This is a genomic window from Curtobacterium sp. PhB137 (genome assembly GCF_003814955.1).
Classification (GTDB): Bacteria; Actinomycetota; Actinomycetes; order Actinomycetales; family Microbacteriaceae; genus Curtobacterium.
Window position 1 is genome coordinate 449,837 of the sequence record NZ_RKQO01000005.1, and the last position, 23,469, is coordinate 473,305.

Consider the following 23,469-nt stretch of genomic DNA (forward strand, 5'->3'; position numbering starts at 1 on the left):
ACCGGAACCCGGCGAGTACATCGAAGCACGTCGATATCGACCAGCGCAAATATAGACGCGTGTCAAAGTCCGTGGGAGGATGAATCCATGACGATCGAGCTGCTTCCCATCCAGGACGTCACCGCGTGCTGCTCGCCCGTCACCACCGAGGCCATGGACCAGGCATCCGCCGAGGTCCTCGCGAAGTCACTCAAAGCGATCGCCGACCCGGCCCGGCTCCGGCTCATCTCGATGGTCGCCGCGCACGACGGCGCCGAAGCATGCGTGTGCGACCTGCAGGAACCGCTCGGCCTCTCGCAGCCGACCGTCTCCCACCACCTCAAGGTGCTCGTCGACGCCGGAATCCTCCACCGCGAGAAGCGTGGCACGTGGGCGTACTTCTCCCTCGTGCCCGGCGCGCTCGATACCCTCGCCGGCCTCATCACCGCACCGACGCGCTAACCCTCGGCCGCGCGGTTACCTTCCGGGACGCCGGGCAGTTGCGCCGATGCCGTCGGCGATGACGCACTGCGTGCTGCAGTGCTCGTCACGGTCCGGGCATCCCGCGAAGTCCTGATCCGCTTGCGCCAACCGCCCGCGGAGCTGCTGCAGTCGGGCGATCTTGTCGTCGATCTCCTGAAGACGTCGGGCGAGGACGGGACGCATGGTGTCGCGGACGTCCGTGCAGGATCGGGTATCAACCGTGACGAGGTGCGCGGCGACGTCGACGAGGGAGAGGCCGAGCTCCTTGCTCGCCTGGATGAACCCGACCCGGTCGATCGCGGCGTCGTCGTAGTCGCGGTACCCGTTCTCGAGCCGGCGGCTGCCGATCAGGCCAAGGGACTCGTAGTACCGCAGCGTGGTCGCTGCGACACCGGTTCTGCGGCTGGCTTCCGAGATGCGCACGTCAGCAGCGTACGGCTTGACCTTCCAGCGCACTGGAACGTTTAGGGTCAACGTTCGTGCACACCCCTGATGCGGCCGGAGCGTTCCGGTGAAGCGGCTCGTCTCCGCGATGGAGGCTCACCAGATCCTGCTCTACCTGGCCGCGATCGCCATCGGCGCCGGAGCCGGACTGGTGCTGCCTGGAGCGGAGCGCCTCGAGGTCGGTATCAACCCCGTCCTCGGACTTCTGCTCTACGCGACGTTCCTCGGGGTGCCGTTCGCCGCGATCGGACGAGCGGTCCGAGACGTTCGCTTCCTCGGCACGGTGCTCGTGCTGAACTTCGTCGTCGTGCCGGTCGTGGTGTTCGCGCTGTCCCGGTTCGTTGCCGGCGACCCGCCACTGCTCTTCGGCGTGCTGCTGGTGCTGCTGACACCATGCATCGACTACGTCATCGTGTTCTCCGGCCTCGCCGGCGGTGCGTCCGCGCGGCTGCTCGCGGCGGCACCCCTGCTGATGTTGATGCAGATCCTGTTGCTCCCCGTCTACCTGCTGCTGTTCATCGGCCCCACCGGGGTCGCCGCAGTCGACATCGGACCGTTCGTCGAAGCGTTCCTCGTCCTGATCGTCTTGCCGCTGGCCGCAGCCGCGGCGACGCAGGCACTCGCGAAGCGGACGCGTTTCGGCCAACGTGTTGAGGGGCTGATGCAGGGCCTGATGGTGCCCCTCATGATGGCGACCCTGTTCGTTGTCGTCGCTTCACAGGCGGGCGCCGTCGCCGAGAACGTCACCCGGCTCATCGTGCTGGTACCCATCTACGGGACGTTCCTGGCGGTGATGGCCGCACTCGGGACGATCGCCGGCAGAATCGCCAGGCTCGACGTCCCCAGCCGGCGCGCGCTGGTGTTCAGCGGTGCCACGCGGAACTCCCTGGTCGTCCTCCCGCTCGCACTCGCACTCCCACCCGACCTCGGCCTCGCACCGGTCGTCGTGGTGACGCAGACCCTCGTCGAGCTCGTCGGCATGATCATCTACGTACGGCTGGTACCTTGGCTCGTTCCAGCCAGAGTCGGGCCAATGACCACTTGATGCTGGGTCCTGCAGCGGTCGACCACCATTTCGTCAGCGCGGACGAGGCGGCTTCGGCGACGGTGTGCGCGGGGCACCATAGAGGCGACGAGCGACGAGCGACGTGTGGTCGGCGGGTCACTGCGAGATCCACGAGCTGGGTGGGGAGTTCCGGGGGTTACAGGACAACTGTTGTGTTCGCGATCATGCCTTGCAGGATGGACATGATGAGGGTCCAGACCCCGGTCAGCATGGCGATCCCGGTGGCGATGAGGATGCATCCGCCGAGGAGATTGATCGCCCGGATGTGGGTCCGTAGGAACGTCACGGTTCGGCTGGCCCATCCGAAGCCGGCAGCGACGATGATGAAGGGAATGCCGAGGCCGAGGCCGAGGCAGTAGGCCAAGCCGAGGGCTGCGCCGCGGAGTCCTGTACCGGAGTCGAGGCTGAGAGCGGTGATGGTCGCGAGGGTGGGACCAAAGCAGGGCGTCCAGCCCAATCCGAACGTTGCGCCTAGGAGTGGTGCTCCGAGGAGACCGGGTCGCGGTCTCCATGATGTTCGGACGGTCCGTTGGAGTGGACGGAAGAGCCCGATGAACGCGGCTCCCATAATGATGACGATGAGCCCCAGGATGCGGATGATGACGTCCTGCCATCGGAACAGCCACGCGCCAGCGGTGCCGAATGCTGCACCGTAGGCGACGAACACCAGTCCGAACCCGACGACGAAGAGTGCGGCTCCGCCGAGAGTGCGTCGCGTTGTGACCGTGGACGCGGAGCCACTGACGAAGCCCAGGTACCCCGGCACCAGCGGAAGAACGCATGGGGACGCGAACGAAATGAGCCCGGCGAGCATGGCAATCGGAACGGCAGCCAGCATCTGCCCACTGAAGACTGTCTCCTGCAACGTCATCGAGGCTCCTGGTTTCGGGGCTCGGTGGGGTAGTCGGAGGCGCCGGGAGGGCCGTCTTTGCCGTTTTGGGATCGGGGGTTCGGGGACCGAGAGAAGGTGACCGCGAGGATGACGACGCCGACGAGGATGGCGATGTCCGCAACGTTGCCGATCGCGATGTCGGCGTAGTTGATCATGTCGACGACGGCACCTTCGCCGATGTTCTGCCCGCGGGTGAGCCGGTCGCTGAGGTTGCTGGCTGCGCCACCGATCAGACAGCCGACACCGACAGCGATGATGAGTCGGAGGCCGGTCGCCGCCCACACCAGCAGGCTGGCTATCACGAGTGCTGCGAGGACGGAGAGTATCCAGGTTCGTCCTTCTGCGAGAGAGAACGCCGCTCCACGGTTGAACGCAAGTTGCAAGCCGACGAGGTCACCGAGGACGGGGAGGGTCCGGTGCGGGTCGAGGTGCCAGAGCGCCCACAGCTTGGTCTGCTGATCCACGGCCGCGACGAGGACTGCGACCCCGATGACCGTCGCGAGGGAGCGCCCGCGCTGAGAACCTGGGCTGCGGTCGGCGTCGGTCTGGTGACCTGGCGGGGGGTTGTTCCTCACGCTCGGGTGAGTTCGTCTTCGATGAGTGTGGCGAGGGTTCCCGGCCCGCCGATAGCTCCGAGGATCCGCACGGCGACCCTGCCTCGCACGTCGAGAACGATCGTGGTGGGGACAGCGTTTGGCGCCACGTCGCCGGAGAGCGCGAGTTGCATGCGACCGGTGTCGTTGTCGAGGATCGACGGGTACGTCACGTTGAAGCGGCGTTCGAAGGCTTCCGCTGTGCCCTGCGCGTCGCGGACGTTGACGCCGATGAACTGTACGTCTCGGCTTGCGAAGCGCTCCGCGACCTTGTTGAGGTGCTTCGCCTCAGCGCGGCAGGGCGGGCAGGAGGCGTACCAGAAGTTGAGAACGACGACCTGCCCGCGGAGCTCCTCGCTGTTCAGCTGCGTGCCGTCCATCGCGGTCTCGTCAAACTGTACCGGAGCGCTCCGGTTGGACGTTGGCACCTGCGTCACGGTGCCGTCGCCGGAGACGTAGTTCTTCGTTTCGCCGCCGCGGTACTGCGAGCTCAGCGTGCCGTTCTGCCCGCCAGCGCATCCCGCCAGCAGCATCACCGCCATGATCGCCGCCGTTGCGGGCGCGGCTCGTCGCCAAGATGGCCGGCGGGTCATCGACTTTCCTGCACAGCGGCGTCCACTGCGGTCTGCAGGTCAGCGTAGGTCTGCAGGGGAACCACTTCGCCGTTGATGAAGAACGTGGGTGTGCTGTTCACGCCCAGTGTCGTTCCGAGATTGACGTCTCGTTGAATGCGCTCGAGCACAGTCTTGCTGGTGACGTCGCGGTCGTAGCGGCTCATGTTCAGGCCGAGGTCTTTGGCGTAGCCGCGGAATCGTTCGGCCTGAGAGTCGGTGCCTCGCTCGCCCCACTCCTTTTGCGTCTCGTACATGCGCTGGTACATGCCCTCAACCTTGTTCTGCTGGGCGGCAGCCTCGACGGCGGCGGCAGCGGTGCGGGAGTTGCCATGGCCGGGGAGGGGGAAGTACCGGAACCCGAAGGTGACGTCACCTTCGTACTTCTTGCGGAGGTCCTCGACGTAGGGGTAGAACGCCGCGCATGCTTCGCATTCGAAGTCGAGGAATTCGACAACGGTGACGGAGCCCTTGCCAGGGGGCCCGAGGACCCGTGTTGGCGTGACGGCACCGGTTGGGCTCGAGGACGCCGCTGTTGCTGCGGTCGGCGCGGAGGGAACGTAGGCGCGGATGACGAAGACGGCGATGACGATCAGGACGAGTGCGCCGGCGATGAGGCCGGAAACGACACCGATGCGGGTGCTACGAGTCATGAGGTCCCTTTGCTGGGTTGGGAGCGGGGGCGCCGCGTCGAGCGGAACGTGCGAGCAGGAGAACGGTGGCGTGTCCGATGAGGGCGAGCCCGAAGCAGACCGCGCCAATGACGTAGATGCCGCCGGGCCCTGGGCCGTCGCGGAGCAGCATCACGCCGCACACTGCAACGGTGATCGTCAGGACAACGACTTGCACGGCGGACCACGTCGCCCGAATGGGCCCCATCACGCCCCCTTGCCATTGAGGAACGGGGTTGGTGGGATCGCGGTACCGCCCTGACGCACCTCGAAGTGCAGGTGACAGCCAGTGGAGAGTCCGGCATTGCCGACTTCCGCGATTTTCTGTCCGGCGCTGACACGCTGCCCGACAGCAACTTGCACCCCGGCAGGGAACATGTGCGCGTAGTTGGTGGTGACGCCGCCGCCGTGGTCAACCGTGATGAGGTTCCCGTAGCCGCCGTACGGGCCGGCGTAGGTGACGGTGCCGGCGGATGCGGCGTAGAGGCCGGTGCCGCATGCGGCTCCGAAGTCGTCGCCTGCGTGGAGGCGGTAGTAGCCCAGTACGGGGTGCAGCCGGTTGCCGTACGCCTGGTACGAGCGGTACGACGTGATTGGCATCGTCCAACCGGATGCGGAAACCGCGCCGGGGTTCGACGGGGTCTGTGGACGGTTCTGCGCGGCTTGTGCTGCAGCAGCCGCCGCGGCGGCTCGTGCAGCTGCAGCGCGGCGCCGCTCCGCCTCCGTGTATGCCGCCTCCGTGCTCAGCGTCCGGTTGCGCAGCACCGCGAGCTGGTCGTTGAGTTCCCGCTGGCGGCTGCGCTGGGTGGCCTCCGCAGCGGCGGCTTCTGCAGCGGCCGTTGACGCTGCGGTGAAGGCGCCGGCAGCGGTGTTCCGGAGCTGGTCCCGCTTCCGTTTCGCTGCCTTCGCTTGCTTACTCAACGCCGTCGCGGTCCCAGCCTTGGTCGCGGCGTCTCGGAGCGTGGTGTTCATGGTGTCGGTGACTTTGGACGCCGTGCCCAGACGAGAGAGGAGATCGTCAGTGTCCGCCGTGATACTCACCGTGAGATCGCGTCCTGCCGACCGGGAGAGATACGCCGACCAGGACGCGATCTGCTCCTCCGCGCCGGCGGCGTCCGCTCGTGCATCATCGGCCTGCGCGGTGAGCGTGTCGAAGCGGCCCGCCGCAGCGTCTGCGGCATCCTGAGCGACTTGCAGCTCCCGTCCGCGAGCATCAGCGGCCGCCTTGGCCGTCACGGTCGTGTCCTCGAGTTCCGTGACGAGCGCTGCGATCTGCTCGGCCTGCCGGGAGGCGGCCGCCTCATCGCCTCGAGCGCGGAGCACGTCCGCCCAGCTCGGTGCCGGTGCCGTTGCCGCCGCCGCGGGTACTGCAGGCAGCGCAGCGATGACGATCGCGATGATGGTCGCCGCGGCGACCGTGGTGCGCCGCATCATTCGGGAGCCTTTGGACGGCGGCGGGTGATGAGCAGGATCCCGACGACCGCGAGGACGAACAGCCCGGTCAGACCGCCAAGGGCCCAGATCGCCGGACTGGTGTCCCTCCCTCCGCCCTGCGCTGCGGCCGTTGCTCGTGCGGTCGGAGAGGCGCTTGTCGGTGTTGCCGATGGCGTAGTGGCCCGTGCCGTCGGTGTGGCAGATGCGGTGCTGCCGGTGGAGGTGAACTGGTAGCCACCGGAGATCGGGTGCCCATCAACCGAGACGCTCCGCCAGGCAAGGTTGTACGTGCCGGGGGCGGTGACATTGACGGATTTGGTGAGGGTGCTGCCGTCGACTTCCAATGTGCCCGTGGTGACTTCGGCGCCGTTGGGTCCGGTGACGCTGATCACTAGTCCGGATTCCAGCCCCGCCAAGGGCTGCTCGGAGAACGTCAGGGTGACCGTGTCGAGGTCGCCGCTGATGGTGGTGTCTGCGGCGGGCGTTGCTGATGAAAGTGCGTCGTGCGCACTTGCCGGGGCAGCAATGGTCAGTGCTGTGGCGAGCACGGTTGCCGGGATGAAGATTGCGATGAGGGTGCGAAGTCGCACGGGTGCCTTCCTGTTAGAAGTTGCGGCCGGCGTTGCTGCGCAGCCACGCTGCCGGGTCGATGGGAGTGGCGCCGCCCTGATGCACCTCGAGGTGCAGGTGCGCGCCGGTACTCCGGCCAGAAGATCCGACAAGCCCGACTCGAGCGCCAGCGGCGACGCGTTGCCCCGTCCGGAGCGGGGATGAACCGATGATCATGTGGGCGTACAGGGTAGATACGAGCTGCCCGCCGACCTGGTGGTCGATGATCACGTACTGCCCGAACTCAGAGTGCATGCCGGAGACGCGGACCACGCCCGCGGCGACCGCACCGATGGGAGTTCCAGCTCCGGGGGTGAGGTCGAGGCCCTGATGCGCTGTCGAGCAGGTGGCGCATGGCGCGATGCGATATCCGAAGCCGGAGCTCTGCGGCACCGGACCGGGGAACGGCCAGCGAACATCGCCCCCGCCGGTGACGGCGCCCACCTCACCGGCCGCGGTAGCCGGTGCGCTGCCGACCACTGTTGGGGTGCTGACGGTGAAGGAGTCGCGTTGGGCAGTTGGGTCCAATGCGGCGGCTGCTACCTGGAGGCTCTGCCCGCTCACACCGGGGGTGAGGGCTGTCGCCGGCGCGGCCACGGACGCCGTTGCCGGCCCGGGCAGTGCGGCAGTTGCGAAGAGCACGACGGCTGCTGCCGCACTGGTCAACACCAGCTGCGAGGAGACAGCCCTCCTCGGGCGAGCGGGGGAGGGCGCGCCGGCGATGGGTCGCGGACGGGGAAGTGGCCGGTGTTGGAGCTGCCGAGGGGTGCGTGCTCGCTGGGCGTGGCGTTCAGCGTCGAGGGCTGCGCGTCGCGTGAGGGGAGTTGGGGAATCGGGTACGAGGGCGGTCTGGTTCGTCACAGGTCTGCAGGAAGGCTTCCGTTAAGCGGGCAGGACGCTTTTGACGTCCCCGCGTTGCGGGGTCGTCCGGAAGGAGAATCAGACGCGTGCGATCGACAGGACCGTCAGCGAGACCGCTGTCTGGTCGTGCCGGATGAGCCGCGGCCGCAGTCTGGCGAGGACCCGGGACAAGGAGAACAACGGCCGGCGGAGGTCGTGCGCGAGCAGTGCCAGGACGAGGCCGGCACTCATCACCAACGCCGCCAGCCCCAACAATGCGCAGAAGATTCCACTGACGCCCTCATGCTGGTCCACGTGGGCGGTACCGGAGGTGCCCTGTTCCAGTTCGGACACGGTAGATGCGCCAGTGAGGCTCGCCACCGGGTCGTCCGTGTGCGCGGCCAGGTTTTGCAACGTCATCGCACCGAGCAACAACAGAACGGCTGCGATCACCGCGGTGGCAGCACGAAGCAGCCGGAGCGGGAGGAGGTGGCGAAGTGTCGTCATGATGAGGATGGCCCGATCGGTGCGGCCGCATCCATTGTGCAGGACGCTGTCAAGGGGTACAGGTGAGTTCGCTGGGTGTGTCCGGGGTGCCTGAGCATGCGGTGCCGGTGGGTCATCCGTGCTGCTCGTGGGGTGAGGTTGTTCGTCCTTGCAGCCGTGCGAGGTGCGCGTTGTAGGCCTCGAGGTCCGGGTCACCATCGCGATCGATCTCACGGTCCCGCTCTCGACTCTTCCGGGATTCGTGGCGGAACCAGCTGGTCATCAGGATCAGCACTAGGGCGAGTGAGGGTGCTTCCCCATACGACCACGCAAGGCCGCCCGCGAACGCTTGGTCGCCGACTGCGGTGATGCCCCAGGAGGCAGGAATGTTGGTGAACGCGGGTACGAGTGGCACGGTCGCCATCATCAGGATCACTCCGAAGAAGGCGTGCAGCGGCATCTCCAGGAACGCATCCAGGAGTCGGCCGAGGTGCCCTTGTCGGCGTGGCAGTGGGTCGGTTGGGATCAGCGGGGCGGTGAAGAGCACTCCAGCGGCGAGGAATGCGAGCTCGAGGCCGACATGTCCGGCCCACGTCTGGAGGAGGGCGTCCGCGGCGCTGGTGAGGTAGAGGCCGTAGAAGGTGATGAGGAACAGCGGGATCATGAACCCGGGATGCAGCAAGAACCGGCCGAGCCGTGACCGCAGCCCGAACACCGCCGTCTGCAACACCAGCCGACCGGGACCTCGATGCGGTGTTGCTCGGAGGAGCAACGTGCCCGGTGCGCCGAGGACAAGCAGTAGCGGAACCGTCATCATCAGTGTGAGCTGCTGGAACATGAACGCGGAGAACAGTACGAAGCCGTACCCCTCGATGCCGGCACCCATCGTGACGGCAAGCAGTCCGCATCCGGTCAGGAACAGCACGCCACGCCACACCGGCCACGTTCGGCGTTGCAGTCGTAAGCGTAGCCATCCGGTCACGTACCCAGCAGCGAGCAGCACCGCGATGACAGGGATCACGGGCACGGGCTGCAACGTCGGTGCGAGCAACGCAGCGACAGTCGGCGGTGCGGTCGGTATCCACGCCAACGGTTCCATGCCACCCGACGGTAGACACACCACCATCAACATGCAACTATATTCGCATGAGCGAATACACGAATGTTGGGCAGGCGGAGTTCGATGACGCGCACGTCGAACTAGCCGCAGAGATCTTCGCGATGCTCGCCGACCCGACACGTATCCGCCTCGTCCTCGCACTGCGTGAGGAAGAGATGCCGGTGGGGCATCTCGCTGCCGTCGTCGACCGGTCGCAGGCTGCCGTGTCTCAGCACCTCGCGAAGCTGCGCATGGCCCGCATGGTCACCACTCGGCAAGACGGCAACCGGGTCTACTACCGCCTCGCGAACGACCACGCGAACAAGCTCGTGCACGATGCGATCTTCCAGGCCGAGCACACCGTCGGCGACGTGGTCCGTCACCACCACAACACGGAGCACGACGCATGAGCACCTCACACGATCATGGCATCGACGCGCACGCGGTGAACCGCCGCCGGCTCGCGATCGCGTTCGGCATCACCGCAACGATTCTTGTGGCCGAGATCATCGGCGCGATCGCGACGAACAGCCTCGCGCTCCTCGTCGACGCAGCGCATATGCTCACCGACGCCGGCGGGCTAGCCACCGCACTCGTCGCAGCGAACCTCGCACGACGACCCGCGACCGCGAAGCGCACCTGGGGCTTCGCCCGCGCCGAGGTGCTCTCCGCCACGGGACAGGCGGCAGTCCTGCTCGCGGTCGGACTGTTCGTCCTCATCGAAGGGGTGCAGCGGCTCTTCGCACCCCCGGAGATCGCTTCCGGCGGGCTGCTCGTCTTCGGCATCATCGGCCTCGCCGGCAACATCGCGTCGATCCTGGTGCTCGCCTCCGGCCGGAACGCGAACTTCAACCTGCGCGCTGCGTTCCTCGAAGTCCTCAACGACGCTCTCGGATCAGTCGCCGTCATCATCGCAGCGATCGTCATCGCCATCACCGGTTGGGGCGGGGCTGATGCCATTGCAGGTCTCCTCATCGGCATACTCATTCTGCCGCGGGCGTTCAAGCTGCTCCGAGAGACCCTGAATGTGCTGCTGGAGGCCACCCCCACGGGCCTGAACCTCGACGACGTCCGCGCACACCTGCTCGAGCGGAAACACGTGATTGACGTGCACGATCTCCACGCGTCCCAAATCGCGACCGGCCTTCCGGTGCTCACCGCGCATGTCAGCATCGACTCCGCATGCTTCACCGACGGCAGCGTGCCGGCCTTGCTCGACGACCTGCAGCGGTGCGTCGCGGAACACTTCGATGTCAGTGTTGAGCACTCCACGTTCCAGCTGGAACCGGCTGGACACAGCCAACACGAACACACCCCCCACGTCTGATCCCGCGCATCTACCTCCGCCCCTGAGCCTGCTGCGCACCAAGGAAACAGCGGCCCGACAACGACTTGTGATGACCCATTGACTGACACGAACCACCGCTCGGCAGACACGCGCACCGCACCCATTGAGGTAGCGCCCGACACCGTGGCAGTTCGCTCGACACTCACCATCTCAGTGCCACTCGCACTGGCATGCGCGCTGCTCGGGCTCACCCTGACCGGGGCGCTCGGGGAAGCAACACAGCTCGTCGACGCCGGCCGGCTTGTCGACTACGGCCTACCTGTCGCGCGAGTGGTCCACGACGCCATGGCTGCAGTGACGATCGGGCTGCTCATCGTCGCAGCGTTCGCGCTGCCCGGTCAGCGGAAGGAACGGGGCCGGCTCTCCTGGATGCAGTACCGGGCCGCACGCTGGGCGGCGTGGAGCGGCGCGCTGTGGTTCCTCGCCGCCGTGGCCGGAATCGTGTTCACCGGCGCCAACACCATCGGCGCGCCGATCACGAGCTCCGTGTTCGCCCGAACTTTTCCGGAGTTCCTCTTCCGCCTGGAAGCCGGTCAGGTGTACCTCGTCTCCGCAACCGCGGTCCTGGTCGCCACGATCATCGCCGCCTCCGCAACACGTGTGACCAGCATCGCCGTCGCGACGGTCTTCGCCATCTTCGCCCTCCTGCCGCTGTCGCTGTCGGGTCACGCAGCTGGATCCCTCGAGCACGCCAACGCCGTGAACTCCCTCGCGATCCACCTAATCGGCGTATGTGTCTGGGTTGGCGGGCTCACCGCGGTACTGCTGCTGCGCACGATGACCCAGGGCAGCACCGGCCGTGTTGTCGCTCGCTACTCGACCCTCGCCGGCTGGTCCTTCGCCGCTGTTGCCTTCTCCGGAATCGTCAACGCGGCACTCCGACTCACCGGCCCCGTCGACCTGATCACCACCTCATACGGCTGGCTGATCACCGTCAAAGCATCGGCGCTCATCCTTCTCGGCATCGCCGGCGTCGCGCAGCGCAGAAAACTCGTGCCAGGGCTTCTCCGCGACCCCGCCAACCGTCGGCTGTTCGTCCGGTTCGCTCTCGCCGAGATCATTTTCATGGCGGTCGCGATCGGCGCCTCCGTCGCGGTGTCCCGGAGCCAACCGCCGATCCCGCAGACGCCGGAAACCGGGGCAGACACACGTGACGGGCTGATCGGGTTCACCTACCCGCCCACCCAGACCCTGCAGAACTTCCTGAGCGCGTGGCACTGGGACTGGGCATGGACCGCTCTCGCCCTCATCGGCATCGGCTGGTACCTCTTCGCCGTCCGCAAGCTCCACAAGCGCGGCGACAGCTGGCCGGTCGGTCGGACAATCAGCTGGGTCACGGGCTGCCTGATTTTTATCTGGACGATGAACGGCGGCCCCGCCGTTTACGGCATGATCCACTTCTCCTCGCACATGATCCAGCACATGCTGCTGATGATGTTCGTCCCGCTGCCGCTCGTGCTCGGCGGCCCGGTGCTCCTTGCGCTGCGCACGCTGCCGGTCCGCAACGACGGCTCACGCGGCGCCCGTGAGTGGCTGATGCTCTTCGTACACTCCCGCTGGATGCAGTTCCTCGGCAAGCCCGCCGTCGCTGGGATCATCTTCGCCGGGTCCCTTGTGGTGTTCTACTTCACCCCGGCGTTCCAAGCCTCGATGCAGTCACACGAGTGGCACATCGTCATGGTCGTCCACTTCGTGCTGAGCGGCTACCTATTCTTCTGGGTCTTCGTCGGCATCGACCCGGGCCCGCAACGGCCCGCCTACCCGATCCTCATCATCGCGCTCCTGGCGACAATGGCGTTCCACGCGTTCTTCGGCGTCGCAGTGATGACCTCAACCGAGGTCTACGCACTCGACTGGTTCCGCGCACTCGGGCAAACCAACGAAGCCGCACTCCTCGCTGACCAGCACACCGGCGGCGGCATCGCCTGGGGCGCGTCCGAACTGCCGATGGTGTTCGTCGCACTGCTCGTCGTGCGGAACTGGGTCAAGTCAGACAAACGCGACGCCAAACGCCTGGACCGTCAGGCGCAACGCGACGGCGACGCTGAGCTTCGCGCCTACAACGAACAGCTCGCCGCGATGAACGGGCGAGATCGCTCGCGCGAGTGATCTCAGCCGTTACCGTTCGCTTCGTCGCTGGTGAGGCTCGAGCCAGTGCTGCCGTGATGGTGCGCTGCAGGGGACGAGTGAGAGTGTTCGCGTAGGTGCGGGTGATGTGCTGCGAGTCCCGATACACAAGCACGTTCCCAACCACCGCAGGACACCACCCAGCACGACAGAACGACGACGTCAGATCCAGCACCTGTGCACCGCGGATGCGCTGCGCCGCAACAGCGAGGTAGTCCTTCGCCGCGAACGCTCGTCCTGTGCTCAATCGACAGCGGGAGACAGCACCCGGATTCACGTCGAGGCAACGTTGCACACCGGTCCCAGCTGCGGGGGTGTCCCGAATCGCAAGGACAGTGGCCCCTCGGGTAATCACCGGATCCCATGACGCGCGGTAGCCGCGCTGCGCCGCCCGATCATGGTCAGCTCCCACCGGTCGTCCGCGGAGGTCCGCACGAGCGGCCGTGAAGACCAGCGTGTAGGGGGCTTCGGCTTCCAACGAGCGGTCGACGTCGTCGTTCCAGATGGCGCATCGACGTTGATTCGTGTCCGACACGTCCGACCATCGCACGCGTGAGAAGTCGCACCCGCCCTTGACATAGAGGTGCAGCTCCCAGCCTCGTGCGCGAGCAATTTGTATCAACACCGACGACCACTGGTGCGCGTGGGAATCCCCAATCAACGCCACCCGAGTGCCCCCTCGCACCCCGACCACGCAGCTGCGCGCTGCGGTCGTCTGCGCCTGGCACTTGTCCCAGGTCGGGTCGATGTCGTACGCCGCGGTCAAGGTCGCCGGGGTGAATGGTTGTCGCGGATCACCGCTGAGCCGGCAGGAACGGTTCCACGCAGCAGCAGCACCGAAGCAGCCGTCCCCGCGCAACATGGACACGACATCCCGGTCCCGACGCTCCTGACTCTGCAGTGCCGCCCAGCCCGCGGTCGGGACGATCAGCAACACCACCATCAGACCTGCCGCGCCGGCGAGAACAGTGGCTGGACGGTACCGTGAGAGCAAGCCGGAACGAACGCGCTTCTCGATCAAGACGTGTGTCAACTGGGCGAGGATCAGCGCGAACACGACAGTGGCGACGATTCGAACCGGCGGTGGTAGTTCAACAAGTCGCGGGAGCAACAGCGCGACCGGCCAGTGCCACAAGTACAACGGGTACGAGATGGCGCCAAGCCAGCGCACCGGACTCCAACGCAGCATCACCCCGATCACCCCGCCCTCGGCGCCTGCGGCGATGATCAGAGTGGTCGCCGTGACGGGGATCGCTGCAGCAATGCCTGGGTACGGCACCCTTGCCGAGAGTGCGACGCCGGCACCAATCAGGCCCATCCAACCGAACAGAGCAGTTCCAAACCGCAGCCGCGCAGGAACCGAGAACCGTCGCCCGGGGTTTGGCCCAAGCAACGCCAGTAATGCACCGACGCCGAACTCCCATGCGCGCGTATGCGGCCAGAAGTACGCAGCTGCGGGGTCTGAGACCGTCAACCAGATGGAACTGACGACTGAGGCTCCGGTCACTGCCCCCACGACCCAGCGCAACGCCGATTTTCGTGGAACGTACTTCCACACCACCAGGAGCAGGACCGGCCAGCCGATGTAGAACTGCTCCTCGACGCTGAGTGACCAGAAATGCTCAAACGGAGTGGACGGTGTGCCAGCCGCAAGGTAGTCAGTCCTCGACGCGGCAAGCGCCCAATTCTCGACGTAGGCCACACTCGCGGCGAACTGCCCCCCAACCTTCGGCCAGTCTTCCTTCGGATACAACACCGCTGCGGCGATTCCAACGGTGACGAGGACGGCCAGCGCCGAAGGCGCCAATCGGCGAACACGGCGAGCCCAGAACCTCGGGAGGTCTATCCGCCCCTGAGACTGGAGCTCTCGAGCGAGCTGGGTGGTGATGAGGTACCCGGAGACGACGAAAAAGGCATCCACTCCCACAAAGCCGCCACGGAACCAGCCGAAATCCACGTGATACAGCACCACAAGCGCCACGGCGACAGCCCGGATCGCGTGCACGTCGGCTCGGAACGAGCCATACTCCCGAGGCAGCATCGTCCGCGACGCTAGCTACCCCGGGTGAACTCGAAACGACGAGCGCTTGTCGGCCCGGTTCGGCGCCCCAGCTACTGAACGTTTAGCTGATGCGGCGAGGACCATCGCTGCGATTCCGAGCGGCGCGCAGAACACCGCCTCTCGCGTCGTGCACACCGTCAAGCTGCACCGTCGCGGAGGCCGATGGTGCAAGCGCAGGCTTAACCAGTGTGATTGAAACTTGGATCGACGTGGCGCCCAGATGCACGCGGTTGAAACCCGGGGCCCGCGCTAAGCGGCGGGACCTGGTCAACTGGCGATTGGTCATCATGCGCTGTATGGTCATCGCATGCTGACACTTGCTTCGCGGCTTGACGTGATGAACCGGCTCGGCCGGGCGATGGCGGATGAGACCCGTTCTCGGATCCTGTTGAGCTTGCTGGACGAGCCGGGGTACCCGGCCCGGCTGGCTGACGAGCTGACGCTCACGCGGACCAACGTGTCGAACCACCTCGCGTGCCTGCGCGGATGCGGCATCGTCGTCGCGACCCCGGAGGGCCGCCGCACCCGCTACGAAATCGCGGACCCGCACATTACGAAGGCGTTGGAAGCGCTCGTCGAGGTGGTCCTCGCTGTCGATGACGGCGTCGACTGTGCCGACCCCGCATGCGACGTGCCGTTGTGCTGCGACACGACGACGTCCAGTGTCCTGCAGGATATGAAGGCGATCCGATGAGCCGCGAATGCTGCGGGCCGGAGGAGGGGCAGGAACGCCAGCCGCTTGCCGTGCAGGTGCGTCGGCCAGAAAGCGAGCTGAGCCTGCAAGTGACCGGCACCGACTCACACGGCCACGCCGACGATGACTGCTGCAATCACGACGCCGCGGCATCGGAGCACGACGACGACGGACTCGTCCCCGTCTGGCGCGATCGGGCGCTACTGTTCCCGGCCCTCGCCGGCGTGTTCCTGCTGATCGGCTATGGGCTCGACTGGAGCGGTTTCACCGTCGCGGGCACCATCGTGCACGGCGCCGCGCTGCTCGCCGGAGCGTGGACGTTCGTCCCCGGCGCGATCCGTCGGGTACTCCGGGGCCGACTGGGCGTGGGTCTGCTGATGACGATCGCCGCGATCGGCGCGGTTCTGCTCGGCAAGGTCGCAGAAGCAGCCGCGCTGGCGTTCCTGTTCTCAATTGCTGAAGCTCTCGAGGACCGGGCGATGGACCGCGCACGGCAAGGCCTCCGCGCCCTGCTGGACCTGATCCCCAACACCGCCCGCGTCTCTCGACTCTCAGGAGAGGTTGAGATCCCGGCGCAGGAGATCCGAGCGTTGGACCTGCTGGTGGTGCGCCCCGGGGAACGGGTCGCCACAGACGGCATCGTCACCGCTGGTCGGAGCAGCCTCGACACGTCCGCAGTGACCGGCGAGTCCATCCCTGTCGAAGTGGGTCCCGGCGACTCGGTCCCGGCCGGATCGGTCAACGGGCAGGGCGCCTTGCAGATCGAGGCATCAGCGGATGGCCACGACAACTCCCTGACAACCATCGTGCGACTCGTCGAAGATGCACAATCCCGGAAGGGTGAACGCGCCCGTCTTGCGGACCGCATCGCCCGCCCCCTTGTCCCGGTCGTACTCATCGTCGCGGCGCTCGTCGTCGTGTTCGGGTTCATCGTCGGTGACCCGGCGACGTGGACCGAGCGCGCACTCGTTGTCCTTGTCGCAGCATCCCCGTGCGCACTCGCAATCGCCGTGCCCGTCACAGTGATCTCCGCGATCGGGTCGGCGAGCAAGTTCGGCGTCATCATCAAGTCCGGAGCGGCATTCGAGCAGCTCGGCGCCGTCACCGCGGTCGCGTTCGACAAGACGGGCACGCTGACCCGCAACGCCCCCGAAGTCGTCGACGTCGTCACCGCCCCCGGTCACGACCGCCAGGACATCCTCACGGCAGCAGCTGCACTCGAACGACACAGCACCCACCCGCTCGCAGCAGCGATCTCCAACGCCGTGGACCAGCCGCCGGCAGCATTCGACGTCACGGAAGAACCCGGCCGCGGTCTCACCGGAGAGGTCCACGGGCGACGAGTCCGAGTCGGCAGCACGCGCTGGCTGCAAGCCGGAACACTCCAGGCAGACATCGACCGGCTCGAGCGCAACGGTGAAACCGTCGTGGTGGTCGAAATCGACGGCGTCATCACCGGCGTCGTCGGCGTCCGCGACGAGCTGCGCGACGAAGCCGCCGAAACCATCACAGCACTGCACGAAGCGGGCATCCGCACCCTCATGCTGACCGGCGACAATCAACGCACCGCCACCACGCTCGCCGCCCGCGCTGGGATCCACGACGTCCGCGCCGAACAGCTCCCACAGGACAAAGCATCCGCGGTCAACGAACTCCGACGCAACGGTACCGTGGCGATGATCGGCGACGGCGTGAACGACGCGCCCGCCCTCGCGTCCGCAGACGTCGGCATCGCGATGGGCGCCACCGGTGCCGCTGCAGCCGTCGAATCCGCCGACGTCGCATTCACCGGCACCGACCTGCGCGCCATCCCGGCAGCGCTCCTGCACGCACGCCGGGGACGTCGCATCATGACCAGCAACATCGGACTCTCCCTCGCGATCATCGTCGTCCTGTTCCCGCTCGCCCTGGCCGGAGCGCTCGGCCTGGCTGGTGTCGTCCTTGTTCACGAGCTCGCCGAGGTGGTCGTCATCGCCAACGGAGTTCGCGCTGCACGACGACCACGCGCGTGATCCGCTCCAGATCCCGGACCGGGTCACCGTAACCGTGCTGCCGTCGGAGCGGGAGTGAGCATGCAACAGGCTGCCCCTGACAGACAAATACTTGCCGCGGCTCCTGCTCCGCAGCACCCACTAGGTAGAACGCTGACCTACTTCAGTGGATAGCAGCCCCATCGGCAACATCAGCCCGCGTCGCCAGGCACGGCGTGAGGGCGATCATGCCGGCCGCGAGCGGTGAACCATGTCCCGTCCGAGACTGAAGGCAATGCTTGGGTTGAAGACGAGCCCGTCCGTCCGAGGTGACGCCGGGTTAGCTGTTGCGTCCAGCAGCTGAAAGGGCGGGGGTTGGTGAGGCCCCCGCCCTTCTTCTCGCGGCTCTGATCGCAACGCGAGGCAGCCCCAGTTTGCTCATCTGCAGCTGTGCGCGTTGCGGTGGTGTTCTGCATCCCGTTGGTCCGCTCTTCGCCCCGCGAGGCACAGAGTGTGAGCAGCTTCGCTTTGTGTCAGCTTTTGAGCGGTGTTCGGTGTCGCTATGAAGCGGTCGTTTCAGTCGTCATCGTCGTCTTCCACGAGTTCGCCTTCCCACGCTTCGCGTCCTTCGTGGATGGCGAAGAGGGCGATGACGAATCCTGCGACGGGGTCGAGCCAGGCTGCGCCGGTGAGGGTGTAGAGGAGGAGTCCGATGAGGGTCGCGACGCTGAGGAGGACACAGATTCGAGTTTCTGCCGCGTCGGCGAGGATGAGCGGGTCGTCGAGCTTCTTGCCGACTCGGGTCTTGAGTGCGGCGAGGACCGGCATGACGATGATCGAGAGGACCAGCAGCACGATGCTGACCGGGGAGGTCTCCGGTGTTTCGTGGGTGATCAGGCTGCGGATGCCATCGATCACGACGTAGGCGGCGAGGAGGAAGAACGTCACGGCGACGAACTTCAACGTGCGTCGCTCCTTACCCTCGTCCGCTTCGCCGTGGCGGAGCCTGGCGGCGAGGCGGATGCCCACCAGCACGGCGACGATCGATTCGATTCCGGAGTCGATACCGAACCCGATGACGGAAACGAGTCCCGCGGCGATCCCAGCCGTGATGGCGACGATTCCTTCGAGGACGTTGTATGCGACGGTGAACTGCGCGAGGCGGAGCCCTCGTCGGGTGAGCTGCTCCGTTTCGGTTTCGGTGAGCGTGCTCATTCGCCAGCCCTCGCGTCCGAGCCATAGGTGCCGCAGAGATCGACTTGGTAGCCGGTGGCCTGCAGCAGTGTCTCCGCGGACTCGAGGAGGTCCATCAACTCCGGACGGGCGAGGCTGTAGAACACTTGCCGGCCCTGCGCCCGCCCCTCCACGAGTGCGCAGTCGCGAAGGCACGCGACGTGCTCGGAGAGGGTCGATTGGGCAAGACCGAGCTCCGCGACGAGGTCGCTCACGCGAGCTTCCCCGTGGCGGAGTCGGCGCAGGATGCGCAGCCGGGTCGGGTCTGCGAGAGAGTGGAACAGCGATACCGCGGCAAGATCGCCCCGCGCTTCTACGATCGGCATATGCCGATGATATCGGCGTAGCGCGGTTCGTGCGTTCAAGGTCGGCCATTGGTTCTGGGGCGGTGCTTGCTCGATCGTGACCATGGGGATGCCGCCGTCGACCATGCGTTGCAGCGGGCTGCACCTGGGTGTTAGAGGAGCGTGACGTACTGGCCGATGTGTGCGCCGACCGTGTACATCAGCGATGACCACAGTCCGGTGACCATGAGGACACCGATGAGGATCAGCGTGCCACCACCGATCAGGTTCACGGTCCGTAGGTGCCGTTTAACGCGGCTGATCGCGGTGGTGGCCCAGGTGGTTCCAAGGGCGAGGAGGAGGAAGGGGATGCCGAGTCCGAGGCAGTAGGCGATGCCGAGCAGGACGCCGTTCCAGGTGCTCGCGGCTTGCAGGCTCAGCAGGTTGATCGCGGTGAGGGTCGGGCCAAGGCAGGGGGTCCAGCCGAGCCCGAACACGATCCCGAGCAGGGGTGCGCCGGCGATGCCGGTGGCCGGTTTCCATCGTGGTTTGAGGGTGCGCTGCAGGATCCCGAAGCGGCCGATGAACACGAGTCCCATGATGATGACGAAGCCGCCGAGGATCTGCGTGAGCAGGTCGCGCCAGCGGATCAGCCAGAAGCCGGCGGCGCCGAATGCGGCGGCGTAGGCGACGAAGATGACGGTGAAGCCGAGGATGAACAGGAGCACGCCCAGGGTGAGCGTGCTGCGGCGGCGTTGCTCTGCGACACCGCCGATGAAGCCGAGGTACCCGGGGACGAGTGGGAGGACGCATGGTGAGAGGAAGGACACCAGCCCGGCCAGGAGTGCGACCGGCACGGCGATCAGGAGCTGTCCGCTGAGGATCGCTTCCGCGAAGGGGTTCCCGTTCACGCTGATCGCTCCGTGGGCGCGGGCTCGTCCTTGTGCCTGCCCGGCATCAGGAAGCGGATCGCGAATCCGGCGATCCCCAGGGTGGCGAAGATGTCGGCGACGTTGAAGATGGCGAACCAGTCGATGTTGATGAAGTCGACGACTTCGCCGGTGAGTGGCCCGGACTCGGCGCGGGTGATGCGGTCCCAGAGGTTGCCTGCGGCGCCGCCGACGGCGACGCTCATCAGCCCAGTGGCGAGCATGTCGGCGCCGCGCACGGCGCGCACGACTGCCCACGTTGCCAGGCACAACGTCAGGGCGATGATGCCGAGTGCGAGCGGCGGCCCCATCTCGCTGCCGAGGCTGAAAGCGACGCCTGGGTTGAACACGAGCTGGAGGGTCGCACCCGGAGCCAGCTCAATTGTGCGCGACGGGCCGAGGCCGGACAGTGCCCACGCTTTGGTGAGCTGGTCGATGGTGAGCGCGGCCGCGGCGATCAGCAGCACCACGACCACTCGGATGCTTGCTCTCACGAGAGCACGTCGATGAGGCGCACGATCACGCCGGACTCGATCAGGATGTAGAGGCCCAGGCCCGTGAACACGGCGGGCACGAGCCAGTGCTCGATCTTCTCGAGGGCTTCCGTGACGGTCTTGTTCGTCCCCACGAAGCGAGCCACGAGGCACCACACCGCGACGAGCACGAGGAACACCGCAATCGTGACCACGGTGTCCGGGATCGGGGTCGTCCGGAACACCGGCGTGTAGAGGGAGATGTTGTCGGCGCCGTTGGCGATGGTGATCCCGGCGACTCCGAGGACCCCGCCGGCGCGCACTGCCGAGTCGTCGTCATCGTCGTCGTCATCACCGCGTCGTCGCAGAGCACGGACCAACCCCACCAGACCAATACCCAGGGGGATGAGCCCCAGCAGTCCCACCCACTTGTCCGGAACGATGGTGAGCCCCGCAGCAGTGAGGACACTGATCGCGACGAGGGCGATGAAGCCGGCGTACTGACCGACGACGACCTTCCACCCCGGCAACGTTCCACGCGTCGATGCAAGGAACAGAACCGTCAGGACCACGACGTCATCGATGTTGGTGGCAGCAAAGAGACCCACCGCCGCCGCAATCGTGCCGATCATCGGTTCGACTCAACAAGCGGCGGCCGAGACACGGGAACCATCATCCGGCAAGTGATCGTCATACGCCGATCATATCGGTATCGACCGATGATCGGCGACGTGCAGCCGGCCGGCTCTCCACAACGCTGCCGCCGGCCCGGAGGCGATCGTCGGCGCGCGATCGGATGGTTGCCGCGGAGCGGGCTGAGTGGGCGCCGCTCACAAGGTGCGCCCGGCATTCGTTGTAAGCCAGGCAATGGGGTCGATTGGGGTGCTGCTGCCGAGCATGACCTGCAGGTGCAGGTGGGCGCCGGTGCTGGCGCCGGTGTTGCCGACGAGGCCGACGAGCTGCCCGACGGCGACGCTCTGCCCGGCATGCAGCGGTGACGAGCCGAAGATCATGTGCGCGTAGAGGGTGGAGATGGTCTGACCGTCGATCTGATGGTCGATGATGACGTACTGGCCGTACTCCGGGTGGGTGCCCGAGATTCGGACGGTGCCGGCGGCGACGGCGCCGATGGGGGTGCCGGCGCCGGGGGTGATGTCGGCGCCCTGGTGGATCGACGAGCACGCCGCGCACGGGGCGAGGCGGGGGCCGAACGGGGAGCTGACCCGGATGCTGCCGGCGACGGGCCAGCGGATATCGCCGGCGCCGGTGTTCACGATCGTCCCGGTGGGCGCGACTGCAGCCGTGCTACCTGCCGCTGCTGTGGCGCTGTTCGTGGTGCTGGTGGTCGTCTTGGTGATCACGGGCTTCACGGCGGGCTTGGTGACGGTGTAGCCGTCCCGGTCAACGGTCACGGTCAGCCCGGTCGCGGTGAAGCTCTGCCCGGTAGCGGACGGGGTGCCGCCGGGCACGGTGACGGCGGGGCCGGTAGATGCCTGCGCGGGAAGCGCCGCGGCGGTGAACAGCGCCATCGCCGCAGCAGCACCGGTCAGCGGAATCGCCGCCAGCGCCCGGGATCGGAACGTCCGCGTCGGAGCCGGCGCGGCCACCGTCACGGCGGGCAGCGGCGGCCGACTCACGACAGCGGGGGTCCGGCGGATGCGGGGCGTCCGCGGAGCGGGGGGTGTGGCGCGTTCTGCGGCGAGGGCTTCGCGGCGCGTCAGCGGCGTTGCAGTGGGGGTGTGGGGGTGCTGCTGGGGCACAGGCAGGCTCCAAGAAAGACGGCGGACGGGGATGAGCACGTCAGAAGAAACAGGGCCGCTCGGCGGGGTGCTCGAGCGGGAGAGGGGGAAAGCCGGTCGCGGATCGCGGCAGGGAGGGGGGACACCGCCGCGACCCACGGCCGGGGTCACATCGACGCGAGCATGTCCTTCATCTGGCTGATCTGCTCGGTCTGGCTCGACACGATCGACTTCGCCATCGCGACCGCGTCGGTGTTCTTGCCCTTATCGACTTCGGTCTTCGCCATGTCGACAGCGCTGGTGTGGTGCTCGACCATCTGCTGCAGGAACAGCTTCCCGGCGTCCGCCGGGGAGGCACTGTCGAGGGCGTTCATATCGGCGTCGGACATCATCCCGCCCGACATGGAGGAGTGATCCATCCCGGACATGCTCGACATCTCCGTGGGCTCGCCCCAGGCCTTCAACCAGCCGGTCATCGTCTTGATCTCCGGTGCCTGCTCGGCCTTGATTTGCTTCGCGAGCGTGACGACGTCGGGGTCCACGTCGGAGCCCTTGGCGAGGAGCATGTCGCTCATCTCGATGGCCTGCTTGTGGTGCGGCAGCATCCCCTGCGTGAACGTCACGTCCTGGTCATTGTGCGTCGACGAGGACGACGAGGACGACGAGGAGGAGTTGTCCGAGGAGCCGGCGTTGTTGGTGGAGCATCCGGCGAGGGTGAGGCCGATGGTGAGGGCGGCGGTGGCCGCGAGGGTGCGCGTGATGGTGGTGTTCATGGATCCGTTCCCGTGATGCGTCAGGTGTTCCGGGCAGGCGAATACCTGCCCGTGTTCTGGGCATGCGAGAGCTTCCGAAGGGAGCGCTCCCGCCGGGGATGGATCAGATACGGATGATCTGCAGCGCCGTCAGTGATGGCGGCTTGGGTGCCGCGACGCGGCGTGCGACACGGTCCCCGAGGGCGAGGAGGCGTGCGAGGACGTAGAGGACCCCGCCGTTCCGGGTGCGCAGAAGCGCCCACGCGAACAGGGCGATCGTCAGCGCGCAGGCCATCCCCATCAGGGAGCACATCAGCGCGCACAGGCCGCCATCGCAGCCAGCATCACTGAGCACGCTCACCACCGCGCCAGCCGGCGCGGCAGCGTGCTCGGCTGCGTCGCTGTGGGTGTGCTCGGCCGTCATGGCGGTCATGGCGTGCTCGCCGGTGGTCGCGTGGCCGAGCATGCTGTGCATCAGGACCGTGAACCCGACCAGCAGCAGCAACGCCAGCACCGCCGTGGCCTGCAGCAGCAGGCGGCGGCGCGTGGTGTTCGCGGTGGTGAGCATGCGGATCCGTACTGATGACTGGTCGGGGTGCGGGTTCTATGGTGCAGGACGAGCGCTGAGAGGACAACCGCCCCGTCTGGCGG

The 23,469-nt window shown here is 66.8% G+C and carries 25 protein-coding genes and 1 pseudogene; 7 read left to right on the top strand and 19 right to left on the bottom strand.

The features are described 5' to 3' along the window. Window positions 1-87 precede the first annotated feature (87 nt). Entirely contained in the window at window positions 88-441 is a 354-nt protein-coding gene (locus EDF28_RS08695; RefSeq protein WP_123680830.1) for a metalloregulator ArsR/SmtB family transcription factor, read from the top strand. 15 nt (window positions 442-456) lie between these two features. Here EDF28_RS08695 and EDF28_RS08700 read toward each other — a convergent pair whose 3' ends face one another. Next, the gene (locus EDF28_RS08700) at window positions 457-885 is read right to left on the bottom strand and encodes a MerR family transcriptional regulator (RefSeq protein ID WP_123937946.1); all 429 of its coding nucleotides are present in this window, start codon (window positions 883-885) and stop codon (window positions 457-459) included. A gap of 109 nt (window positions 886-994) precedes the next feature. Here EDF28_RS08700 and EDF28_RS08705 point away from each other — a divergent pair, with 109 nt between their 5' ends. Continuing rightward, window positions 995-1,951, top strand: a complete 957-nt coding sequence (locus tag EDF28_RS08705; protein ID WP_123938119.1) for a bile acid:sodium symporter — start codon at window positions 995-997, stop codon at window positions 1,949-1,951. 157 nt (window positions 1,952-2,108) lie between these two features. On the opposite strand, the gene EDF28_RS08710 is transcribed toward EDF28_RS08705, so the two are convergent. The 9 genes from EDF28_RS08710 to EDF28_RS08750 all read right to left on the bottom strand — a co-directional run bounded on the left by EDF28_RS08710 (window position 2,109) and on the right by EDF28_RS08750 (window position 9,207). Further along, window positions 2,109-2,843, bottom strand: a complete 735-nt coding sequence (locus EDF28_RS08710) for a cytochrome c biogenesis CcdA family protein (protein WP_123937948.1) — start codon at window positions 2,841-2,843, stop codon at window positions 2,109-2,111. Then, a complete protein-coding gene (locus EDF28_RS08715; RefSeq protein ID WP_123937950.1) occupies window positions 2,840-3,439 on the bottom strand; it encodes a signal peptidase II in 600 nt (199 codons plus the stop codon). Before EDF28_RS08715 ends, EDF28_RS08710 begins: the two co-directional genes overlap by 4 nt. Next, window positions 3,436-4,050: a TlpA disulfide reductase family protein gene (locus tag EDF28_RS08720; protein WP_123937952.1), complete on the bottom strand. Its 615-nt coding sequence runs from the start codon at window positions 4,048-4,050 to the stop codon at window positions 3,436-3,438. Before EDF28_RS08720 ends, EDF28_RS08715 begins: the two co-directional genes overlap by 4 nt. Further along, a complete protein-coding gene (locus EDF28_RS08725) occupies window positions 4,047-4,721 on the bottom strand; it encodes a thioredoxin domain-containing protein (RefSeq protein ID WP_123937954.1) in 675 nt (224 codons plus the stop codon). Before EDF28_RS08725 ends, EDF28_RS08720 begins: the two co-directional genes overlap by 4 nt. 225 nt (window positions 4,722-4,946) lie before the next feature. Then, a complete protein-coding gene (locus EDF28_RS08730) occupies window positions 4,947-6,170 on the bottom strand; it encodes a M23 family metallopeptidase (protein ID WP_123937956.1) in 1,224 nt (407 codons plus the stop codon). Further along, window positions 6,170-6,763 carry a copper resistance CopC family protein gene (locus EDF28_RS08735; protein WP_165901039.1) on the bottom strand — a complete coding sequence of 198 codons (594 nt, stop codon included), beginning with the start codon at window positions 6,761-6,763 and terminating at the stop codon, window positions 6,170-6,172. The genes EDF28_RS08730 and EDF28_RS08735 overlap by 1 nt, the downstream gene beginning before the upstream one ends. Before the next feature lie 13 nt (window positions 6,764-6,776). Next, complete coding sequence (locus tag EDF28_RS19680) at window positions 6,777-7,643, bottom strand: M23 family metallopeptidase (protein WP_123937961.1); 867 nt, start codon at window positions 7,641-7,643, stop codon at window positions 6,777-6,779. Window positions 7,644-7,721: 78 nt separating this feature from the next. Continuing rightward, window positions 7,722-8,129, bottom strand: coding sequence for a hypothetical protein (locus tag EDF28_RS08745; RefSeq protein WP_123937963.1), 408 nt, complete (start codon window positions 8,127-8,129; stop codon window positions 7,722-7,724). 112 nt (window positions 8,130-8,241) lie between these two features. Continuing rightward, a complete protein-coding gene (locus EDF28_RS08750; RefSeq protein ID WP_123937965.1) occupies window positions 8,242-9,207 on the bottom strand; it encodes a cytochrome c oxidase assembly protein in 966 nt (321 codons plus the stop codon). Window positions 9,208-9,254: 47 nt separating this feature from the next. Here EDF28_RS08750 and EDF28_RS08755 point away from each other — a divergent pair, with 47 nt between their 5' ends. From EDF28_RS08755 to EDF28_RS19555, 3 genes are all read left to right on the top strand, one after another. Continuing rightward, a complete protein-coding gene (locus EDF28_RS08755) occupies window positions 9,255-9,617 on the top strand; it encodes a metalloregulator ArsR/SmtB family transcription factor (protein WP_123937967.1) in 363 nt (120 codons plus the stop codon). Next, entirely contained in the window at window positions 9,614-10,534 is a 921-nt protein-coding gene (locus EDF28_RS08760) for a cation diffusion facilitator family transporter (RefSeq protein ID WP_123937969.1), read from the top strand. The genes EDF28_RS08755 and EDF28_RS08760 overlap by 4 nt, the downstream gene beginning before the upstream one ends. A gap of 174 nt (window positions 10,535-10,708) precedes the next feature. Then, window positions 10,709-12,664, top strand: coding sequence for a cytochrome c oxidase assembly protein (locus tag EDF28_RS19555; RefSeq protein WP_243648837.1), 1,956 nt, complete (start codon window positions 10,709-10,711; stop codon window positions 12,662-12,664). Between the two features lie 85 nt (window positions 12,665-12,749). Here EDF28_RS19555 and EDF28_RS19410 read toward each other — a convergent pair. Continuing rightward, window positions 12,750-14,723, bottom strand: a pseudogene (locus tag EDF28_RS19410) (acyltransferase family protein); the annotation flags it as partial. Window positions 14,724-15,051: 328 nt separating this feature from the next. Here EDF28_RS19410 and EDF28_RS08775 point away from each other — a divergent pair. After that, on the top strand, window positions 15,052-15,438 hold the full coding sequence (locus EDF28_RS08775) for a helix-turn-helix transcriptional regulator (protein ID WP_123937975.1): 387 nt from the start codon (window positions 15,052-15,054) through the stop codon (window positions 15,436-15,438). Beyond that, complete coding sequence (locus tag EDF28_RS08780) at window positions 15,435-17,450, top strand: cation-translocating P-type ATPase (protein WP_123937977.1); 2,016 nt, start codon at window positions 15,435-15,437, stop codon at window positions 17,448-17,450. The genes EDF28_RS08775 and EDF28_RS08780 overlap by 4 nt, the downstream gene beginning before the upstream one ends. 534 nt (window positions 17,451-17,984) lie before the next feature. Here EDF28_RS08780 and EDF28_RS08785 read toward each other — a convergent pair. From EDF28_RS08785 to EDF28_RS08820, 8 genes are all read right to left on the bottom strand, one after another. Then, window positions 17,985-18,623: a cation diffusion facilitator family transporter gene (locus EDF28_RS08785; protein ID WP_079238224.1), complete on the bottom strand. Its 639-nt coding sequence runs from the start codon at window positions 18,621-18,623 to the stop codon at window positions 17,985-17,987. Continuing rightward, the gene (locus tag EDF28_RS08790; protein WP_079238223.1) at window positions 18,620-18,967 is read right to left on the bottom strand and encodes a helix-turn-helix transcriptional regulator; all 348 of its coding nucleotides are present in this window, start codon (window positions 18,965-18,967) and stop codon (window positions 18,620-18,622) included. Before EDF28_RS08790 ends, EDF28_RS08785 begins: the two co-directional genes overlap by 4 nt. Window positions 18,968-19,098: 131 nt before the next feature. After that, on the bottom strand, window positions 19,099-19,836 hold the full coding sequence (locus EDF28_RS08795; RefSeq protein WP_099051938.1) for a cytochrome c biogenesis CcdA family protein: 738 nt from the start codon (window positions 19,834-19,836) through the stop codon (window positions 19,099-19,101). Then, window positions 19,833-20,324, bottom strand: coding sequence for a signal peptidase II (locus EDF28_RS08800; protein ID WP_158521905.1), 492 nt, complete (start codon window positions 20,322-20,324; stop codon window positions 19,833-19,835). The genes EDF28_RS08795 and EDF28_RS08800 overlap by 4 nt, the downstream gene beginning before the upstream one ends. A 20-nt stretch (window positions 20,325-20,344) precedes the next feature. Beyond that, window positions 20,345-20,959 (bottom strand): cadmium resistance transporter, encoded by a 615-nt coding sequence (locus EDF28_RS08805; protein ID WP_079238222.1) that lies wholly within the window; start codon window positions 20,957-20,959, stop codon window positions 20,345-20,347. Window positions 20,960-21,157: 198 nt separating this feature from the next. Continuing rightward, on the bottom strand, window positions 21,158-21,964 hold the full coding sequence (locus EDF28_RS08810; protein WP_123937981.1) for a M23 family metallopeptidase: 807 nt from the start codon (window positions 21,962-21,964) through the stop codon (window positions 21,158-21,160). Window positions 21,965-22,233: 269 nt separating this feature from the next. After that, on the bottom strand, window positions 22,234-22,839 hold the full coding sequence (locus EDF28_RS08815) for a DUF305 domain-containing protein (protein WP_079238220.1): 606 nt from the start codon (window positions 22,837-22,839) through the stop codon (window positions 22,234-22,236). A 103-nt stretch (window positions 22,840-22,942) separates the two neighbouring features. Continuing rightward, window positions 22,943-23,386, bottom strand: a complete 444-nt coding sequence (locus tag EDF28_RS08820; protein ID WP_096897504.1) for a hypothetical protein — start codon at window positions 23,384-23,386, stop codon at window positions 22,943-22,945. Window positions 23,387-23,469 lie beyond the last annotated feature (83 nt).

What these genes read in the sequence shown, in the direction of transcription:
- EDF28_RS08705 (WP_123938119.1), top strand. Translation starts at nt 995, where the DNA reads ATGGAGGCTCACCAGATCCTGCTCTACCTGGCCGCGATCGCCATCGGC.
- EDF28_RS08815 (WP_079238220.1), bottom strand. Translation starts at nt 22,839, where the DNA reads ATGAACACCACCATCACGCGCACCCTCGCGGCCACCGCCGCCCTCACC.
- EDF28_RS08750 (WP_123937965.1), bottom strand. Translation starts at nt 9,207, where the DNA reads ATGGAACCGTTGGCGTGGATACCGACCGCACCGCCGACTGTCGCTGCG.
- EDF28_RS08790 (WP_079238223.1), bottom strand. Translation starts at nt 18,967, where the DNA reads ATGCCGATCGTAGAAGCGCGGGGCGATCTTGCCGCGGTATCGCTGTTC.
- EDF28_RS08775 (WP_123937975.1), top strand. Translation starts at nt 15,052, where the DNA reads ATGCTGACACTTGCTTCGCGGCTTGACGTGATGAACCGGCTCGGCCGG.
- EDF28_RS08730 (WP_123937956.1), bottom strand. Translation starts at nt 6,170, where the DNA reads ATGCGGCGCACCACGGTCGCCGCGGCGACCATCATCGCGATCGTCATC.
- EDF28_RS08785 (WP_079238224.1), bottom strand. Translation starts at nt 18,623, where the DNA reads ATGAGCACGCTCACCGAAACCGAAACGGAGCAGCTCACCCGACGAGGG.
- EDF28_RS08720 (WP_123937952.1), bottom strand. Translation starts at nt 4,050, where the DNA reads ATGACCCGCCGGCCATCTTGGCGACGAGCCGCGCCCGCAACGGCGGCG.
- EDF28_RS08725 (WP_123937954.1), bottom strand. Translation starts at nt 4,721, where the DNA reads ATGACTCGTAGCACCCGCATCGGTGTCGTTTCCGGCCTCATCGCCGGC.
- EDF28_RS08820 (WP_096897504.1), bottom strand. Translation starts at nt 23,386, where the DNA reads ATGCTCACCACCGCGAACACCACGCGCCGCCGCCTGCTGCTGCAGGCC.
- EDF28_RS08745 (WP_123937963.1), bottom strand. Translation starts at nt 8,129, where the DNA reads ATGACGACACTTCGCCACCTCCTCCCGCTCCGGCTGCTTCGTGCTGCC.
- EDF28_RS08780 (WP_123937977.1), top strand. Translation starts at nt 15,435, where the DNA reads ATGAGCCGCGAATGCTGCGGGCCGGAGGAGGGGCAGGAACGCCAGCCG.
- EDF28_RS08760 (WP_123937969.1), top strand. Translation starts at nt 9,614, where the DNA reads ATGAGCACCTCACACGATCATGGCATCGACGCGCACGCGGTGAACCGC.
- EDF28_RS08695 (WP_123680830.1), top strand. Translation starts at nt 88, where the DNA reads ATGACGATCGAGCTGCTTCCCATCCAGGACGTCACCGCGTGCTGCTCG.
- EDF28_RS08805 (WP_079238222.1), bottom strand. Translation starts at nt 20,959, where the DNA reads ATGATCGGCACGATTGCGGCGGCGGTGGGTCTCTTTGCTGCCACCAAC.
- EDF28_RS08710 (WP_123937948.1), bottom strand. Translation starts at nt 2,843, where the DNA reads ATGACGTTGCAGGAGACAGTCTTCAGTGGGCAGATGCTGGCTGCCGTT.
- EDF28_RS08755 (WP_123937967.1), top strand. Translation starts at nt 9,255, where the DNA reads ATGAGCGAATACACGAATGTTGGGCAGGCGGAGTTCGATGACGCGCAC.